At 46.2% G+C, this 15,068-nt stretch carries 18 protein-coding genes; 16 read left to right on the plus strand and 2 right to left on the minus strand.

Features of this window, described 5'->3' with window-relative positions; all coding sequences use genetic code 11:
- Positions 1-8: 8 nt before the first annotated feature.
- The 7 genes from H595_RS0119980 to H595_RS0120010 are packed head-to-tail and all read left to right on the plus strand — an operon-like array spanning position 9 to position 5,437.
- Positions 9-1,151 carry a protein-glutamate methylesterase/protein-glutamine glutaminase gene (locus tag H595_RS0119980; protein WP_027672715.1) on the plus strand — a complete coding sequence of 381 codons (1,143 nt, stop codon included), beginning with the start codon at positions 9-11 and terminating at the stop codon, positions 1,149-1,151.
- Entirely contained in the window at positions 1,144-1,887 is a 744-nt protein-coding gene (locus H595_RS0119985; protein ID WP_027672716.1) for a flagellar motor protein, read from the plus strand. Before H595_RS0119980 ends, H595_RS0119985 begins: the two co-directional genes overlap by 8 nt.
- 5 nt (positions 1,888-1,892) lie before the next feature.
- Positions 1,893-2,861, plus strand: a complete 969-nt coding sequence (locus H595_RS0119990) for a flagellar motor protein MotB (protein ID WP_027672717.1) — start codon at positions 1,893-1,895, stop codon at positions 2,859-2,861.
- A gap of 1 nt (position 2,862) precedes the next feature.
- A complete protein-coding gene (locus tag H595_RS0119995; protein WP_027672718.1) occupies positions 2,863-3,639 on the plus strand; it encodes a ParA family protein in 777 nt (258 codons plus the stop codon).
- Positions 3,640-3,642: 3 nt separating this feature from the next.
- Complete coding sequence (locus H595_RS0120000) at positions 3,643-4,461, plus strand: chemotaxis protein CheW (RefSeq protein ID WP_027672719.1); 819 nt, start codon at positions 3,643-3,645, stop codon at positions 4,459-4,461.
- Positions 4,462-4,490: 29 nt separating this feature from the next.
- Positions 4,491-4,985 carry a chemotaxis protein CheW gene (locus tag H595_RS0120005; RefSeq protein ID WP_027672720.1) on the plus strand — a complete coding sequence of 165 codons (495 nt, stop codon included), beginning with the start codon at positions 4,491-4,493 and terminating at the stop codon, positions 4,983-4,985.
- Between the two features lie 8 nt (positions 4,986-4,993).
- Complete coding sequence (locus H595_RS0120010) at positions 4,994-5,437, plus strand: DUF2802 domain-containing protein (protein ID WP_051220015.1); 444 nt, start codon at positions 4,994-4,996, stop codon at positions 5,435-5,437.
- On the opposite strand, the gene H595_RS0120015 is transcribed toward H595_RS0120010, so the two are convergent.
- Together H595_RS0120015 and H595_RS23670 are read right to left on the minus strand one after the other, a co-directional pair.
- Positions 5,434-5,742 (minus strand): EscU/YscU/HrcU family type III secretion system export apparatus switch protein, encoded by a 309-nt coding sequence (locus H595_RS0120015; RefSeq protein WP_027672722.1) that lies wholly within the window; start codon positions 5,740-5,742, stop codon positions 5,434-5,436. The genes H595_RS0120010 and H595_RS0120015 overlap by 4 nt on opposite strands.
- 9 nt (positions 5,743-5,751) lie before the next feature.
- Positions 5,752-8,019, minus strand: a complete 2,268-nt coding sequence (locus tag H595_RS23670) for a flagellar hook-length control protein FliK (protein WP_051220016.1) — start codon at positions 8,017-8,019, stop codon at positions 5,752-5,754.
- Here H595_RS23670 and ccmA point away from each other — a divergent pair.
- Genes ccmA through ccmI form a run of 9 tightly spaced genes read left to right on the plus strand, consistent with a single transcriptional unit; the run spans position 8,018 to position 15,068 of the window.
- Positions 8,018-8,791 (plus strand): cytochrome c biogenesis heme-transporting ATPase CcmA, encoded by a 774-nt coding sequence (gene ccmA, locus H595_RS0120025; RefSeq protein ID WP_240474958.1) that lies wholly within the window; start codon positions 8,018-8,020, stop codon positions 8,789-8,791. The two genes, H595_RS23670 and ccmA, sit on opposite strands and share 2 nt — an antisense overlap.
- Positions 8,785-9,450, plus strand: a complete 666-nt coding sequence (gene ccmB, locus H595_RS0120030) for a heme exporter protein CcmB (RefSeq protein ID WP_027672724.1) — start codon at positions 8,785-8,787, stop codon at positions 9,448-9,450. Before ccmA ends, ccmB begins: the two co-directional genes overlap by 7 nt.
- Before the next feature lies 1 nt (position 9,451).
- Positions 9,452-10,189, plus strand: coding sequence for a heme ABC transporter permease (locus H595_RS0120035; protein WP_027672725.1), 738 nt, complete (start codon positions 9,452-9,454; stop codon positions 10,187-10,189).
- The gene (gene ccmD, locus H595_RS0120040) at positions 10,190-10,390 is read left to right on the plus strand and encodes a heme exporter protein CcmD (protein ID WP_027672726.1); all 201 of its coding nucleotides are present in this window, start codon (positions 10,190-10,192) and stop codon (positions 10,388-10,390) included. It begins immediately after the preceding gene.
- Entirely contained in the window at positions 10,390-10,890 is a 501-nt protein-coding gene (gene ccmE, locus H595_RS0120045; protein WP_027672727.1) for a cytochrome c maturation protein CcmE, read from the plus strand. Before ccmD ends, ccmE begins: the two co-directional genes overlap by 1 nt.
- The gene (locus H595_RS0120050) at positions 10,891-12,855 is read left to right on the plus strand and encodes a heme lyase CcmF/NrfE family subunit (protein WP_027672728.1); all 1,965 of its coding nucleotides are present in this window, start codon (positions 10,891-10,893) and stop codon (positions 12,853-12,855) included.
- The gene (locus tag H595_RS0120055) at positions 12,848-13,420 is read left to right on the plus strand and encodes a DsbE family thiol:disulfide interchange protein (RefSeq protein WP_027672729.1); all 573 of its coding nucleotides are present in this window, start codon (positions 12,848-12,850) and stop codon (positions 13,418-13,420) included. Before H595_RS0120050 ends, H595_RS0120055 begins: the two co-directional genes overlap by 8 nt.
- Complete coding sequence (locus tag H595_RS0120060) at positions 13,417-13,878, plus strand: cytochrome c-type biogenesis protein (protein WP_027672730.1); 462 nt, start codon at positions 13,417-13,419, stop codon at positions 13,876-13,878. The genes H595_RS0120055 and H595_RS0120060 overlap by 4 nt, the downstream gene beginning before the upstream one ends.
- Positions 13,875-15,068, plus strand: coding sequence for a c-type cytochrome biogenesis protein CcmI (gene ccmI / locus H595_RS0120065; protein ID WP_027672731.1), 1,194 nt, complete (start codon positions 13,875-13,877; stop codon positions 15,066-15,068). Before H595_RS0120060 ends, ccmI begins: the two co-directional genes overlap by 4 nt.

The following is a 15,068-nucleotide window of genomic DNA, read 5'->3' on the forward strand; positions in this document are numbered from 1 at the left end:
AGTAACGTATGGCCATTAAGGTATTAGTGGTAGACGATTCAAGTTTTTTTCGCCGTCGCCTAACCGAAATTCTGGCAAAAGATGGCGATATTGAGATCATCGATACTGCCGTAAATGGCCGAGAAGCTGTGGATAAAGCCAGGGCACTTAAGCCTGACGTAATTACCATGGATGTTGAGATGCCAGTGCTTGATGGCATCTCTGCTGTACGCGAAATAATGCAACAGCAGCGTATTCCTATTTTGATGTTTTCATCATTAACCCACGAAGGTGCTAAAGCAACGTTTGAAGCACTGGAAGCTGGAGCGGTAGATTTTCTGCCGAAAAAGTTTGAAGATATTGCCCGTGATAAAGACGAAGCCGGCCAGTTGCTCAGAGACAGGGTAAAAGCGGTTGCACGTAAGCGGCAGCTTGGCCGAGCCACCTTTAGTAGTTCAATACCAACACGCTCTGATACACCAGCTTCTCCGCGTTTAAGTGAACGGCCTTCACTGACACGTAACAGCTTTGAGCGCCCCAAGCTTAGTGACCGGGTTACAATTCCACCTACGAGAATACAAGCCAGCGGTAAACAATATAAGTTAGTTGCAATAGGAACCTCTACCGGTGGGCCAGTAGCATTGCAGCGAATTATTACGGCACTACCGGCTGATTTTCCATTGCCTATCGTGTTGATCCAGCATATGCCTGCAGCCTTTACTGGCGCCTTTGCGCAGCGTTTAAACTCATTGTCTAAAATTGAAGTGCGCGAAGCAACAGACAATGAGGTATTGCGTCCCGGAGTCGCATATTTAGCGCCGGGTGGTAAACAAATGCTTATTGATGGCAACGAGCGAGATGCCCGATTGCGGATAAAAGAAGATGATTCACCTCGCATTACGTTTAAACCCAGTGTCGATATTACTTTTGCTACTGCAGCAAAGGTGTTTAGTGACAAAGTATTAGCCATTGTATTAACCGGCATGGGCGCAGATGGCCGGGAAGGCGCACGTTTGCTCAAGCAACTTGGAGCGCGCATTTGGGCTCAGGATGAAGCCAGTTGTGTTGTTTATGGTATGCCTCAGGCGATAGCAGCGGCAGGCTTAATGGATCAAGAAGTTAGCTTAAATGATGTCGCATCGCGGCTAATTGCGGAAATTATGCATGGATAAGTTGGCAATAGGTGGTTTTCTATTAGCTGTTTTGGCCGTTGCTGGTGGCTTTGTTATTGAAGGTGGTAACTTAACAACCTTGCTGCATTTCCCTGCGTTCTTAATTGTGTTTGGCGGTACCATTGGCGCCGTTATGTTACAGACACCAGTGAATCAGTTTGTGTTAGGCATAAAGATGTTGCCTTGGGTTGTAAAGCCAAATTTGTTGCCATTAGAGCATACTGCTGAACGTATCGTGCATTGGGGAACTGCAGCACGAGGCAGCGGCTTTTTAGCGTTGGAGAATGATGCACTGTCCGAGCAAGATACTTTTTTGCATCGGGGTCTTAACTTGTTAGTTGACGGCGTTGAGCCTAAAACATTGCAAGATACGCTAGATGCGGAATTAACACTCGAACGTGAACGCTACCTGCGCGGTGCACGCATTTTTGACGCTATGGGGGGCTACAGCCCAACCATTGGTATTGTCGGCGCCGTGTTAGGATTAATTCAAGCGATGACAAATATTTCCGAGCCACAACTGCTAGGGCTTGGTATCGCAACCGCGTTTGTTGCGACTATTTATGGTGTTGGTTTTGCCAACCTTTTATTTATTCCTATTGGCAACAAATTAAAAAGTTTGGTGCATCAACGTACTTTGTATCACGAGTTAATTATCGAAGGTCTGGTTTCTATTGCGCATGGTGAAAATCCACGCAATATCGAGCGTAAGCTGGCCGCTTACCATCCAGGGTAACGTTTATGTACCGGCACAAACAAAAGCATAAGTATGTAGAACAAGAGCAGTTAGACCGCTGGTTAGTGTCATATGCCGATTATATGACACTGATGTTTGCTCTGTTTGTGGTGTTATATGCTATGTCGATTGTAAAAGAAGAAGAGTACGATGTGCTGGCAAACAGCCTCACTCAAATGTTTGAGAAACCTCAGCCCTCAAGTTCAAGTCAACCCGCGCAATCATTGCTGCCTGAACCCGTCGTGCAAAAAGAAATAGCGCTTTATGGTGCGTCGGTAGTGCCGGCTGATATTCACCAGTTGTCTGATGTTGCTAAACGCAAGTTAGGTAGCCCACTGCACTCGGTTGAGGAGCAGCTTACCCAAGCTTTAGCTTCATTGCTGGAACAAGGCGTTGCGAAACTCCAACAAGATGAAAACTGGTTAATCATTGAGCTTAGCAGTGCGCTATTATTCGCCAGTGGCAGTGCGACCACGACACAATCTGCACAGATTGTGCTTAATGAAATTGCGACAGTTATCAATCCAATTGAGAATTTTATTCGCGTTCGCGGCTATACTGATGATCAACCCATTAATAATGAGTTGTTTGCATCAAACTGGGAGTTATCTGTAGCAAGGGCCACATCTGTATTAAGAGTGCTTGAGCGTTCTGGCACTGCATCAGAACGTTTGGCAATAGAAGGGTATGGACAGTATTATCCATTTAATCCAAATGATAGCGTGCAAGGGCGTGCTGCAAATAGAAAAGTTGTGATTGCGATTTCGCGTTATGGTTATCAAGCCAGCAGTACTGAAGAGACAGATGAAACGGCAGCAAGAGCCGTTGAAGCAGATACCTTGCAGCGTCAGTTAGAACAAGTTTCACAGCAAGATGGTAGTATTAAAGTTATTACGTTGCCAGGTGGTGGTATACGTGTCACGACACGTGACGAAAGCCCCGATGTCGAGCCTCCAGAACAACAGGAACCATGAAGTGGTTATTTGGACAGTTGCAAATCAGAAAGGTGGTGTAGGTAAAACCACGACTACCGTCACTTTAGGCGGTCTACTCGCAAAGCGTGGTTTTAAAGTGTTGCTGGTAGATACCGATCCGCACGCGTCACTTACTTACTATTTTGGTATTGATGCAGAAGAACTGGAAGTCAGTGTTTACGATATTTTTATTCGCGGAAAAGATATTACCAGTGAAGAGATTCTGCAGTCATTATGCCCAAGTGGAGTCGACAATTTAGATATTTTGCCTTCCTCAATGGCGCTGGCAACACTGGATCGTTCCTTAGGTGCTAAAGGCGGAATGGGCCTGATGCTCAAAAAAGCGCTGCATAAAATTCGCCAAGATTATGATTATGTGTTGATCGACTGTCCTCCGGTAATGGGGGTTTTAATGGTAAATGCTATCGCTGCGTGTAACCGGATCCTTATCCCCGTGCAAACGGAGTTTTTGGCATTAAAAGGTCTGGAACGAATGATTGCAACGATGGCCTTAATGCGCACTTCAGAGGAAAAAGACTACGCCTACACTATTATTCCTACTATGTATGACAAAAGAACTAAAGCATCACTTGAAGCTTATAAAGAATTAAAATTGAAGTACGAAGATAAAGTGTGGTCTGCTGTCATTCCGATAGACACCAAATTTCGTGATGCCAGTTTAGCCCAGACGCCGCCCAGCGAGTTTGCTTCTGCGTCACGAGGCGTATTTGCATACAACACGCTATTGACGTTTTTATTGCAATTGGCGCCGGAGTAAGGCATGAGTAATTTAATTGCCAGTCAAAAGGTAATGAAGCATTATTTGTCGGCGTTATTGACCGAAGACGCTGAAGCAGACGCAGTGGTGCAGGAAGAGCAAAAAAAGCAGCAGCTTAATGCACTTTTAGCACAGGCTGTTGTTAGCGCGCCTGAGGAAAAAAAGGTTGAAGTTAAACCGCCGGTTGTATTGCCAACGGCAGTAGCCACAGAGACAGATGCGCTTGCGACATTAAAAGCGAAGTTTGCTGCAGCTGAACAGTCACAACACTTACAACAACGGGATGTACCGGTTGCTGAGCGCCTTACTTTAGCGCCGCCCAATGAAACACCTAAGCCAAGTATTGCGGCAGTTTCTCCGGTAGAGAAAGACTATCGTCAGGGCAAATTTCAGGCATTGTTCTTTGATGTTGCCGGCCTTAAAGTTGCGGTACCGCTTAAAGAACTCGGCGGTATTCATCAAATTGCGAAAATAAACAGCCTGATTGGTAAACCAGATTGGTTTAAAGGCGTTATGTTGTATCGCGAGCAGAAAATTAATATTGTCGATACCGCGCGCTGGGTTATGCCAGAAAAATATGACGAAGATTTCCAGCAAAAGCTAAACTATCAATATGTTATTATGCTTGGTAATAGCAATTGGGGATTGTGCTGCGAAACGCTAGTTAATACTTTCGTGCTTGAGCAAGATGATGTTAAATGGCGTGAAGCTGAAGGTAAACGTCCTTGGATGGCGGGTCTGATTAAAAAACATATGTGTGTTTTACTCGACGTTGACGCTATGATTGATTTATTAAACCGTGGTCTGGATATCAGTGCCTAACGGGTAAGGTATTACTACAGGAGTTATGCATGAGTGATTTAACCAAACAATCTGCCAAAAAGAATGCGGCTGCTGATATTGTTTTACAGTGGGTTACCTTCAAACTACAAGAGGAAACTTACGGTATTAATGTAATGCAAGTGCAAGAAGTATTGCGTTATACCGAAATTGCACCTGTGCCGGGCTCTCCGGATTATGTGTTGGGTATTATTAACCTGCGCGGTAACGTTGTTACTGTTATTGATACTCGCTCGCGGTTTGGCTTAGAGCCTGCCGAAGTCACTGATAATAGCCGTATCGTTATTATTGAAGCTGAAAAGCAGGTTATTGGCATTTTGGTCGATAGTGTTGCAGAAGTGGTGTATTTGAAGTCGTCAGAAATTGATACAGCACCAAATGTAGGCACCGATGAAAGTGCACGATTTATCCAAGGCGTGTCAAACCGTGAAGGTGAGTTACTCATTTTAGTTGACTTGAATAAACTGCTCAGTGACGAAGAGTGGGACGAGATAACCTCGATTTAGGAATGGCTATGTGGCTTAGTGTAGTAATACAAACGGCACTATTATTGGTATTGGCTTTTTTTACCTTTTTATGGTGTCGTCGTTATCAGCAAAGCGTCACTAAGCAGTTAAATGAGCTGGAAAAAAGGCTGGAGTATAGCGCTCAGCAGCAACAGCAAAGCCAGCTTGATGTGGAAGAATTAAGAGCCGGTATTATTGGTGTAGGACAACGTGTATTGCAACTTGATGCTGCGTTGACTGAGTTGAATGACCAACTTAACGTTGATATGCAGGCGTTAGCAGACAAGCAACAGGCTTTGCAACTTACTGACCCTGAGTCAAAAATATACAGTAGAGCAATGAAAATGGTGAAATTAGGCGCGGACCTGGATGAGATCATACGTGAATGTGAGCTGCCGCGTGCTGAAGCTGAGTTGCTATTTAATCTGCATCAACAAAATAAACAGTTTTAAGATTTAAGATCAATACGCTGATGTATGTTGTGCCAGTTCTCCGGAAATTTCCCCTGTAATACATACGAAAATGCAATAAGCTCCGCGATTACAATATAAAGCTCAGGAGGAATTTGGTCTCCTAGTTGCAGCTGGCTGAGTAACTGACTCAGTTGGTCATCTTGATGCACTAACACACCGTGTTCACGTGCTACAGCAATAATGTCGTCGGCTAAATCACCATGGCCTTTTGCTGTTATGGTTGGGGCATGCTTGCCCTCATACTGTAGCGCTGTTGCCGTTCTGTTTTTTTTATCTTCCGTCATGACAATGTCCTATACTTTAACCGCGAGTAAGCTATTTGCCCGTGGTAATAGACTATCTGGAATTTTGCCCAGGGTGCAATCGGCAGCACTAATGACAAGGCCTTGCATATTACAGCGATCCGTTAAAATGGGCAGAAATTTATCGGCCAAGAATTTTGCCTGCGGTTGCTCAGTATAAAGTTGCAGTTGAAGCTGTTGTTGTTGCAGTTTAGCGACGACCAGCAATGGGCCGAGTTGCTGCAAATCAAAGCGCATGGTCAGTTGCCATTGTGTTTGTTTTTCACCTGTCTGTTTACCGTCGGCTTCACGTTGTTCAAGCTGCAGCTGGCTATAGACTGATTGATCCCCTTGCTGCATCGGCAGTTGCAGCAAGATATGTTGTTGATTTGTCGCACTGTCCAGTGTCGCAAGCTGGCTTTGCTGCAGTGTGCTGCTGTGGCTTGCTAATTGACGCAGTAATCCGCTAGTTTGTGCCGGTTCTAACGTGCTGATTAATTGTGCCAGCTTTTGGTTAGCTGGCTGCGAAGCTGCAGGCTGTGGTTTTTGTAATAATTGCCCTAAAAGCAACTGTATAGCAATAGCTAAGGTTCCTCCGCTGGTTTGTATGTTGGCATTGCTTTGCAGCGGTTGAAACTGCAGTAAGCTCTGGAGTTGCGCCAGCAGCTGGGGTGGGGGGATCATTTTTTTTCCATCTAACTGGCTTAGTTTAACCTGCTGCAATATTTGTTGTGCAGCTTGCGGTAGCTCGGGTAATACGCTGAGCGGATCCGTTTGTCTGGGGAGCATGGGCAATAAGTGTCGCCAAGCGTATTGTACCAATTGTTGTGAAATGTCATTACTCATGACTTGTTGTGCTATTTGTGTGACGCTAGCCCCTGGAGCCAGACTGACAAATTGCAACGGCCGGTTAGCATCTTGTGGTATCACTGGCAGCTGTAATGCGGTTTTTAGCGGCACAAGCTGTAATTGATAGCTATTACCTTGCTGTTGAAGCTGCAATTGCACAGGCGCTGAACTAACAGATTGCAACTGCGATAGTTGGCTTGGCGTCAGGTTGATTTTCAATGATGTTGCATTAGGTTGAAGTGTACTTAGGTGTCGTAAACTTAACGACTCGTCAGAGACTTGTGGTTTGGGTTGCAACGGTAATACTATGTTTTTATCTTGGGCAACCAGCTGCAATGTCACCGTTGCTGATGACTGAGCTGATTTATCATCTGCTATTGTTGCAATTCTCGCAGGCGAGCGCAATTGCAACTGATTAAACCATTTAACCAACTGCTGAAGTAAGACCGCTTGCTGCGCTTTGTCAATAACGGTACCGGTGAATGGTTGGCCTTGTATTGCCGGCAACACAATATCTGCCGTTATCTTCTGGTTATTGCTGTGAAGTTGTAGTTGCACATTCAGGCTATCACTTAATCTACCCGCAGATAACAGCTTGGCAACTGATGTTGAAGACAAAGCTAAAGGCGCTAAGCCGGGTAACTGAATCAGTTTACCCGTAACGGGCGTTTGTATTTTTGCTGAGACTAAGGTGCTGCTGGCATCTTTGCTTTCAGTTTGCACCGTACCGGCATTAACCTGATTATTATAAACCGCCACTAACAGCTGGCGCAGCTGTGCGGCGGGTAAAGGCAAGGTAATTGCTGTGGTGGCTTGTTGCACGTTAAGTAAAATACGCCCGTCTGATTGAGGCTGAAACTGAACCTGTACTGCTAAAGCGGGTTGTTGATTGCTGAGCTGTGAGCGGTTGACTATTTGTAATTGCTGAGGGGAAAGTAAACTTAGCTGAGACGGCTGCAGTGCACTTAGCTGCTGTGCTGATAACGCACTTAGTTGGCTAGATGATAGCGTACTTAATTGACTAGCAGTCAAAGTGGTTAACTGTTGCGGTAATAGGGTGCTTAGCTGTCGTTGTGTTAATGCGGCTATCTGATTGTTGCTCAGTTGCTGGAGTGAGGCGCTGTTTGTCACTTGCTGAAAAGTGTTAACCGGATTTAGCGAGAAATTGTCACTGTTTAACGTTGTTTTAGTGGTCTGTGACAGAAGATTGCCAGCGTTAACGTTTTGCATCAACTTTTGCAAGGCATCATTTGCTGACATGGGTAAGCTAATGTGCAACGCACCTTGTGGCGAGGGTAATTGCAGACGGAATTGTCCTTGGCTCAGTTGCTGGATTTGGCCTTGATATATTTGTGCCACAATCAGTTTTAACGCGGCAGTGTCAGGCTTACCCGACCCCGTCAGCTGCAATAGTGTATCCAGATTAATCATGGTTCATATTCTTACCCAATTTCCATTGCTCTTGCGTGTCACTGCATTCGTATTATGGCGTCAATATGCTAATATGCGCCCAATTTTTATCATCGTCGATAGCCAGAGCGTAGTGATTACACCACAACCTTTTCCTGTTAACCCCGGTCAGTTAATACTGCAGGGTACTGCCTTAAGCTGCATACGCCAAGACCGTGTGTTGTTTGAACAGCTTAATGTCAGTGTGCAAGCTGGTGAGCTAGTGCAGATAGCCGGTAAAAATGGCGCTGGCAAAAGCTCTTTGCTGCGCATTCTTGCGGGTTTAGCTCAACCAGATGATGGGCAACTAGGTTATCAACAGCATAGTTTGTCAGACGTCGCAGCTGAGTATGCCGCTAATTTATGTTATATCGGCCATCAAAGCGGAATTCATGAGCAATTAACGGCGCTTGAAAATATTAGTTTTTGGCGGGCAGCCTCTGAGGTGGATCAAGCTGACGATTTTGCTTTGCTGGCCAAGTTAGGTTTGGCAGGGTTAGAAGATATACCTTGCCGTATGTTATCTGCGGGCCAGCAAAGGCGAGTATCCTTAGCTCGTTTATGGTTTACACGGCGCCAGCTGTGGATTTTGGATGAACCTTTTACCGCGTTAGATCAATCAGCTATTAACATGCTGCAACAACATTTTGTTGAACATTTACAGCAGGGTGGCGCCATCGTTATTACTACACATCAGGCGTTGAGTGTGTCTTTTCCCCACCAAACTACACTGGAGCTGGCATACCGATGGTAGTCTTAGTTAGCTTTATTCAGCGTGAGCTTAGGCTGTTGGCAAGGCAGAAAGCCGACTGGCTAAATCCACTGCTGTTCTTTGTTATTGTATTAAGCTTATTTCCGCTGGGTGTTGGGCCAGAAGCCAATTTATTACGTATTATGGCGCCAGGTATTGTGTGGATTGCAGCATTGCTTAGCGTGTTGTTGGCAGCTGAACGTTTATTTAAAGATGATTATCGTAATGGTGTTATTGAGCAGCTGGTTGCAGCCCGTCAGCCTCTGCTAAGTTTCGTGCTGGCCAAATTACTGACCAATTGGTTAAGTACAGGGTTGCCATTGGTGCTGTTATCACCCGTCGTTGCCCTGTTATTAAATATTGAGACGGCAGGTTTTGTCGCAATGTTACTGACATTATTACTTGGCACGCCTTTGCTTAGTTTACTCAGCGTAATGGGGGCTGCGTTAACGGTATCCGCCGATAAGGGCGGTATTTTGCTAGCACTGTTAATTTTACCGCTGTATATTCCGCTGTTAATTTTTGCCAGTGCGGCAATGGAGGCGGCAGCAATGAATATGCCGTATCATGGTCAGCTAGCGATTATGCTAGCTATGTTGTTGTTTGCGATGGCACTGATCCCCATGGCGGTGATCAGTGCTTTAAAACTGAATGTGAGCTGATATGTTTAAGTGGTTGCATCCTTTTGCCAAGCCTGAAACCGTATATCATCTGTGCGGTCGTTTTTATCCCTGGTTAATATCAGCAGGCATACTGTTGTTATTGTTAGGAAATATCTGGGGCTTAGCGTTCACACCGCCCGATTATCAGCAGGGCGACAGCTATCGTATTATCCACATTCACGTACCTTCAGCCATTATGTCAATGGGAACCTATTCCGCTATGGCTATCGCGGCCTTTATTGCGTTAGTCTGGCAAGTAAAAGTGGCGCAGTGGTCAGTTTTAGCTATTGCCCCTGTGGGCGCAATTTATACTGCTATTGCACTTATTACCGGCATGGCTTGGGGTAAGCCCATGTGGGGTACCTGGTGGGTGTGGGATGCCCGTCTAACGTCAGAGCTTATTTTATTGTTTTTGTACCTTGGTGTTATTGCATTAAGTGGCGCTTTCACTGACCGGCAAACGGGTGCTAAAGCCGCCTCTTTGCTTGCAATCGTAGGTGTTATTAATCTACCGGTGATACATTTTTCCGTTGAATGGTGGAACACTTTGCATCAGGGCGCGTCTATAACGAAGTTCGCTAAGCCATCGATTGACCCAAGTATGTTATGGCCATTACTTATTAGCATACTGGCGTTTAAGGTGATTATGCTGGCATTGGTGTGTTTACGTTTGCGCACCGCTATTTTGTTAAACGAGCAGCACCGACCTTGGGTAAAAGCTATGGCAAAGGGGCAATAGATGTATTTTCAATCACTAGCCGATTTTTGGCATATGGGAGGCTATGGCCTTTTTGTCTGGTTATCTTTCGCTAGCACCTATGCGTTGCTGGCAGCATTAATCGGCTATAGCCATTATCAACAGGCACAATTTAAGCAGCATCTGAAAAACAGGCTGGCAAGAGAGCAGCGCGTTAAACAGCATCAGGAGCAAACACAATAATGCATCCAAGACGTCAAAAACGCCTCATCGCAGTCGTTCTGGTTATTAGCCTGTTAGCGAGTGCTATCGGTGCCATGTTATATGCACTGCAACAAAATATTGATTTGTTTTATACGCCGTCACAATTGGTTGATGGGTTGGGAAAAGATAAGATTAAACCCCAGGTTGGCCAACGCCTGCGTATTGGCGGAATGGTTGTTAATGGCTCGGTAACACGTGATCCAGACTCGTTAAAGGTGAGTTTCGACTTGGTTGATACCGGACCTATCGTTCGTGTGACTTACGAAGGGATACTGCCAGACTTGTTTCGTGAAGGCCAGGGTATCGTCGCACAAGGTGTGTTGATTGACGACACCACTATTGCTGCCAGTGAAGTGTTAGCGAAACACGATGAAGAATATATGCCACCAGAAGTTGCTGAAGCATTGAAAGGTATTAAGCATGTGCCACCATCGCAGCAAGGGGCAGCTAATGCAACATCGACAGAAGGACGTTACTAGATGATCGTTGAAGCAGGTCAGCTGGCTCTTACCTTTGCCTTTGCACTGTCCTTATTGTTATCTACTGTACCATTGTATGGCAGTTTTACCGCTAATCAACGTCTGTTGCTGTTAGCGAAACCATTAGCTTTTGGCTTGTTTATCTTTAGTGCTGTGGCAATGGCCGCATTGATATACGCCTTTTGCACAAGCGACTTTACCGTCATTAATGTTGCGCAAAACTCCAGTTCAACCTTACCCTGGTATTATCAAATCACCGCTAGTTTTGGTTCTCATGAAGGTTCAATGTTGCTGTGGGTGTTAATGCTATGCGGCTGGACGGCACTGGTAGCACAATTTTCTAAGGCGCTCCCCTTGTTACTACAAGGCCGGATCCTGGGGATTTTGGGACTCATTAGCGCCGGCTTTATTGCCTTCTCATTATTTATGTCTAACCCTTTTGCCCGCAGTTTGCCGTTTTATCCGGTGGAAGGGCGTGACTTAAATCCGCTGCTGCAAGATTTTGGCATGATAATGCATCCACCTACATTGTACATGGGCTATGTGGGTTTTGCAGTCGCATTTGCCTTTGCTATTGCTGCGTTAATGGGCGGGCGTTTTGATAGCGTCTGGGCGCGTTGGGTAAGGCCTTGGGCGCTGGCTGCATGGTTGTTTTTAACCCTCGGTATTATGCTTGGCAGTTGGTGGGCATACAACGAACTGGGGTGGGGCGGATGGTGGTTCTGGGATCCAGTTGAAAATGCGTCTTTTATGCCTTGGCTTGCCGGTACAGCGCTAATACATAGTCTGGCAGTGACTGAAAAGCGTGGTACCTTTAAAAGCTGGACAGTGCTGTTGGCATTGTCCGCTTTTGCACTAAGTTTAGTTGGCGCGTTCTTAGTGCGCTCCGGTGTGCTGGTGTCGGTGCATTCTTTTGCCACCGATCCGGGGCGCGGTCTATATTTGTTGGCGTTTTTATTAGTGGTAATTGGTGGCTCATTGCTGCTTTACGGTAGCAGAATGAACTCGGTGCGAAGTCAGGCGCGGTACCAGCTGTTTTCTCGTGAAATGCTGCTGTGGGGCAATAATATCTTTTTGCTGACTGCCTGCTTGATTGTATTTTTGGGCACCTTATTCCCGTTATTTCATAAAGAACTTGGTTTAGGTTCAATTTCCATAGGTGAACCTTTCTTTAATCAGATGTTTTATTACCTTACCATTCCTTTTGCTTTGCTGTTGGGGCTAGGGCCTTGGGTGCGATGGAAGCAACAGCAGGTTATGCCGTTAATCCGGCCTTTAGCAATGGTTGCCGTAGCAGCACTTATTGTCTCACTTGGCGTGTTGGCCAGCATGCAAAGTGTGCAAGCAAACCTTGCTTTATTAGGCATGTTATTAGGCGCCTGGGTTGGTATCTCAGCGCTTGCTGAGGTTATGTTGAGGCTGCGCCAGTTTGGTTCAATTAGTAAAGGTATCACTAAGTTAAATGCCAGCCACTACGGTATGACATTAGCGCACATCGGTTTTGCAGTATTGGTTATCGGTGTGGCAATGACTAAAACCTATACTACTGAGCGTGATGTCAGAATGCAGCAAGGTGATGTGGCAACGGTTGCTGGTTACGAATTTACACTTACCGAAGTATACGAGCTTAACGGCCCTAATTATGGTGGCCAGGCGGCAGAGCTTGATGTGCGTAAAGATGGCCAATTTGTTACACATTTACACGCAGAAAAACGTTTTTACCGTATTCAACGGACGATAATGACCGAGTCAGCGGTGCATGCCAGACTGAGCAGGGACCTTTATGTTTCTTTAGGCGAAGAGCTACCTGGTGATGCCTGGGCACTGCGCATCCATGTTAAGTCCTTTGTTCGTTGGATTTGGTTAGGTGGCGTTTTGATGGCATTAGGCGCGTTGCTGGCGCTGTGTGATAAACGCTACCGCCGTAAACAGACTCAACGCGAGCCTGGAGCTGAGCATGCGTAAAGTACTGTATTATTTGCCTCTGTTCGCTTTTCTGGCGCTGGCGCTGTTTTTACTTAGCGGTTTGTTTTCAGATCCCCGTGAGCGTGACTCTGCCAGCCTGAATAAAGCCCTGCCAGAGTTTGCCCTGGCCGATGTTATGCAGCCAGATAAAATCTGGACGCCGTCTGAGTTGAAAGGTGAAACCTATTTGCTGAATGTGTGGGGCACCTGGTGTCCAACCTGCAATGCCGAACTGGGTTATCTTACTGAGTTACGCCAACAGGGCGTTAAAATTGTCGGGCTGTACTATGAATTACCACGCGATCCGGCATTTGACGCACCATTTAACCTTGCCGAATTACAAAAAGACGTACAGCAAAAATTGCAGCAACAAGGTGATCCCTACCAGTTCAATATGTTGGATATTGACCGCAGTCTGTCACTTGATTTAGGCGTTAGCGGTGCACCGGAAACCTTTATTGTTGATGCTGATGGCATAATCCGCGCGCATCATATTGGTGACATTAATCCATTGGTATGGCGCAGCAAATTGGCACCGATTTACCAAGAGTGGAGGAAACCATGAGCCGTTTAGCTTGTTTACTCATACTCCTGTTTAGTGTAAATGCGCTGTGTCAGGAAGTGTTGTCGTTTGACACTGATGCTCAGCGCCAATTGTATCAAGACCTCACAGCAGAGCTACGTTGCCCGCAGTGTCAGAATCAGAATATTGCCGACTCTAATGCTGTCGTCGCGGTTGATATGCGGCAAAAAACCTACCAGCTTATTCGCGAAGGGCAAGACCGCCAGCAGGTTGTCGATTATATGATTAATCGCTATGGTGATTTTGTGCATTATTTGCCACCAGTCAATCGGTATACCTTATGGTTATGGTTGTTACCATTACTTATGTTACTCGCGCTGTTTGCAACGGGAGTTTATCGTCGTTCGCGGCAAACTTCTGCATTAGAGACCCCGGAAGTTAACACCTCAGCAGTTGAATTAGATCAGCTAATTGCACGTTATCGGAGTAAAAAACCATGATCTGGCCTTTGGTTATCGCCAGCTTTACCATGCTGTTGTTGACGGCGCTGTGTTTATTTTGGCCACGTCGTGCCACAGAGCTACCACAGCAAACCCCGGCACAGCTATTCGAAGAACGGTTGCAGTTACTGGCATTAGCGCGAGATAGCGGCGAGCTTGCCGAACAAGATTTTGACAGTGCTGCACAAGAGCTTAAAAGTCAGTTTCTGCAGCAGCAAAGTGTATCGTTAACGCAAAATCAGCGTTTTGGCCGCCTGCCGCTTGTCTTACTATTGGTTGTTGCTGTTATTGTCGGTGGTGTTTACAGTGTCAATGGCCATTATCGTCAATTGCAAGATTGGCAGCTGGCACAGCAAAATTTGCAGGCCTATGGCGAGCGAGCACTACTAAACCAAGGTGAGCCGTTATCAGAGCAAGAAATAGATTGGTTTGCGCTTGCGCTGCGTACCAAGCTTGCTAACGAAGGTGATGATGCTATCGCCTGGATGCTACTCGGCCGTATTCGTATGTCGCAAGGAGCAATAGAGCAGGCGATAGACGCATTTGAACGTGCATTGCAGCTTACTCCAGAGCGTACGCCGTTACTATTAAGTTATGCACAGGCCCTTATTTTACAAGCTGACGATAATCGGCTGGCATTAGCCGGACGTGCTGTTGCCAGAGTATTGAGCAAAGAGCCGCAAAACAATGATGCCTTGTCGTTAATGGCGCTTATTGCCTACGAAAAAGGGGATATGGAACAAGCTAAGTCAGCCTGGCAGCTACTACTTGGGCAATTACCATCTACTGATCCGCGTTATGCAGCAGTACAGCAGCGATTAGCTGAAATGGGTGTTGAGGTGCCAGCCGACGGTCGGCAAATTACCGTGCAGTTGTTTGTCGACCCTGCGCTTAAGCAAGCTAACCCAAATGCCAGCCTTTTTTTGTTTGCCAGAGCAATTGGTGGTGCACCACTGCCATTGGCAGTGCAGCGCATCCCCTTGCCTGAGGGCGAATTAACCTTGGTATTAACTGAGCAGATGGCGATGCAAAGTGGCTGGAGCCTGGCCAATGCTGACAGCGTTGAGGTTGTGGCGCGGATGTCACAATCCGGTACCGTAGAGCAGCGCCCGGGCGACATTCAAACCGTATCGGAAGCCTTAAGCTTTACTGAACCCGCCTTAACAATTTCTCTTAGTCTGGAGCCATGA

The sequence above is a fragment of the Rheinheimera baltica DSM 14885 genome (genome assembly GCF_000425345.1).
GTDB lineage: Bacteria > Pseudomonadota > Gammaproteobacteria > Enterobacterales > Alteromonadaceae > Alishewanella > Alishewanella baltica.

Bases quoted from the DNA above. Each gene is read 5' to 3' on its own strand.
- ccmA (WP_240474958.1), top strand. From the start codon at position 8,018: ATGGTTCATATTCTTACCCAATTTCCATTGCTCTTGCGTGTCACTGCA.
- ccmD (WP_027672726.1), top strand. From the start codon at position 10,190: ATGTATTTTCAATCACTAGCCGATTTTTGGCATATGGGAGGCTATGGC.
- H595_RS0120010 (WP_051220015.1), top strand. From the start codon at position 4,994: ATGTGGCTTAGTGTAGTAATACAAACGGCACTATTATTGGTATTGGCT.
- H595_RS0120050 (WP_027672728.1), top strand. From the start codon at position 10,891: ATGATCGTTGAAGCAGGTCAGCTGGCTCTTACCTTTGCCTTTGCACTG.
- ccmB (WP_027672724.1), top strand. From the start codon at position 8,785: ATGGTAGTCTTAGTTAGCTTTATTCAGCGTGAGCTTAGGCTGTTGGCA.
- H595_RS23670 (WP_051220016.1), bottom strand. From the start codon at position 8,019: ATGATTAATCTGGATACACTATTGCAGCTGACGGGGTCGGGTAAGCCT.
- H595_RS0120055 (WP_027672729.1), top strand. From the start codon at position 12,848: ATGCGTAAAGTACTGTATTATTTGCCTCTGTTCGCTTTTCTGGCGCTG.
- H595_RS0120005 (WP_027672720.1), top strand. From the start codon at position 4,491: ATGAGTGATTTAACCAAACAATCTGCCAAAAAGAATGCGGCTGCTGAT.
- ccmI (WP_027672731.1), top strand. From the start codon at position 13,875: ATGATCTGGCCTTTGGTTATCGCCAGCTTTACCATGCTGTTGTTGACG.
- ccmE (WP_027672727.1), top strand. From the start codon at position 10,390: ATGCATCCAAGACGTCAAAAACGCCTCATCGCAGTCGTTCTGGTTATT.
- H595_RS0119990 (WP_027672717.1), top strand. From the start codon at position 1,893: ATGTACCGGCACAAACAAAAGCATAAGTATGTAGAACAAGAGCAGTTA.
- H595_RS0120000 (WP_027672719.1), top strand. From the start codon at position 3,643: ATGAGTAATTTAATTGCCAGTCAAAAGGTAATGAAGCATTATTTGTCG.
- H595_RS0119985 (WP_027672716.1), top strand. From the start codon at position 1,144: ATGGATAAGTTGGCAATAGGTGGTTTTCTATTAGCTGTTTTGGCCGTT.
- H595_RS0120035 (WP_027672725.1), top strand. From the start codon at position 9,452: ATGTTTAAGTGGTTGCATCCTTTTGCCAAGCCTGAAACCGTATATCAT.
- H595_RS0119980 (WP_027672715.1), top strand. From the start codon at position 9: ATGGCCATTAAGGTATTAGTGGTAGACGATTCAAGTTTTTTTCGCCGT.
- H595_RS0120060 (WP_027672730.1), top strand. From the start codon at position 13,417: ATGAGCCGTTTAGCTTGTTTACTCATACTCCTGTTTAGTGTAAATGCG.
- H595_RS0120015 (WP_027672722.1), bottom strand. From the start codon at position 5,742: ATGACGGAAGATAAAAAAAACAGAACGGCAACAGCGCTACAGTATGAG.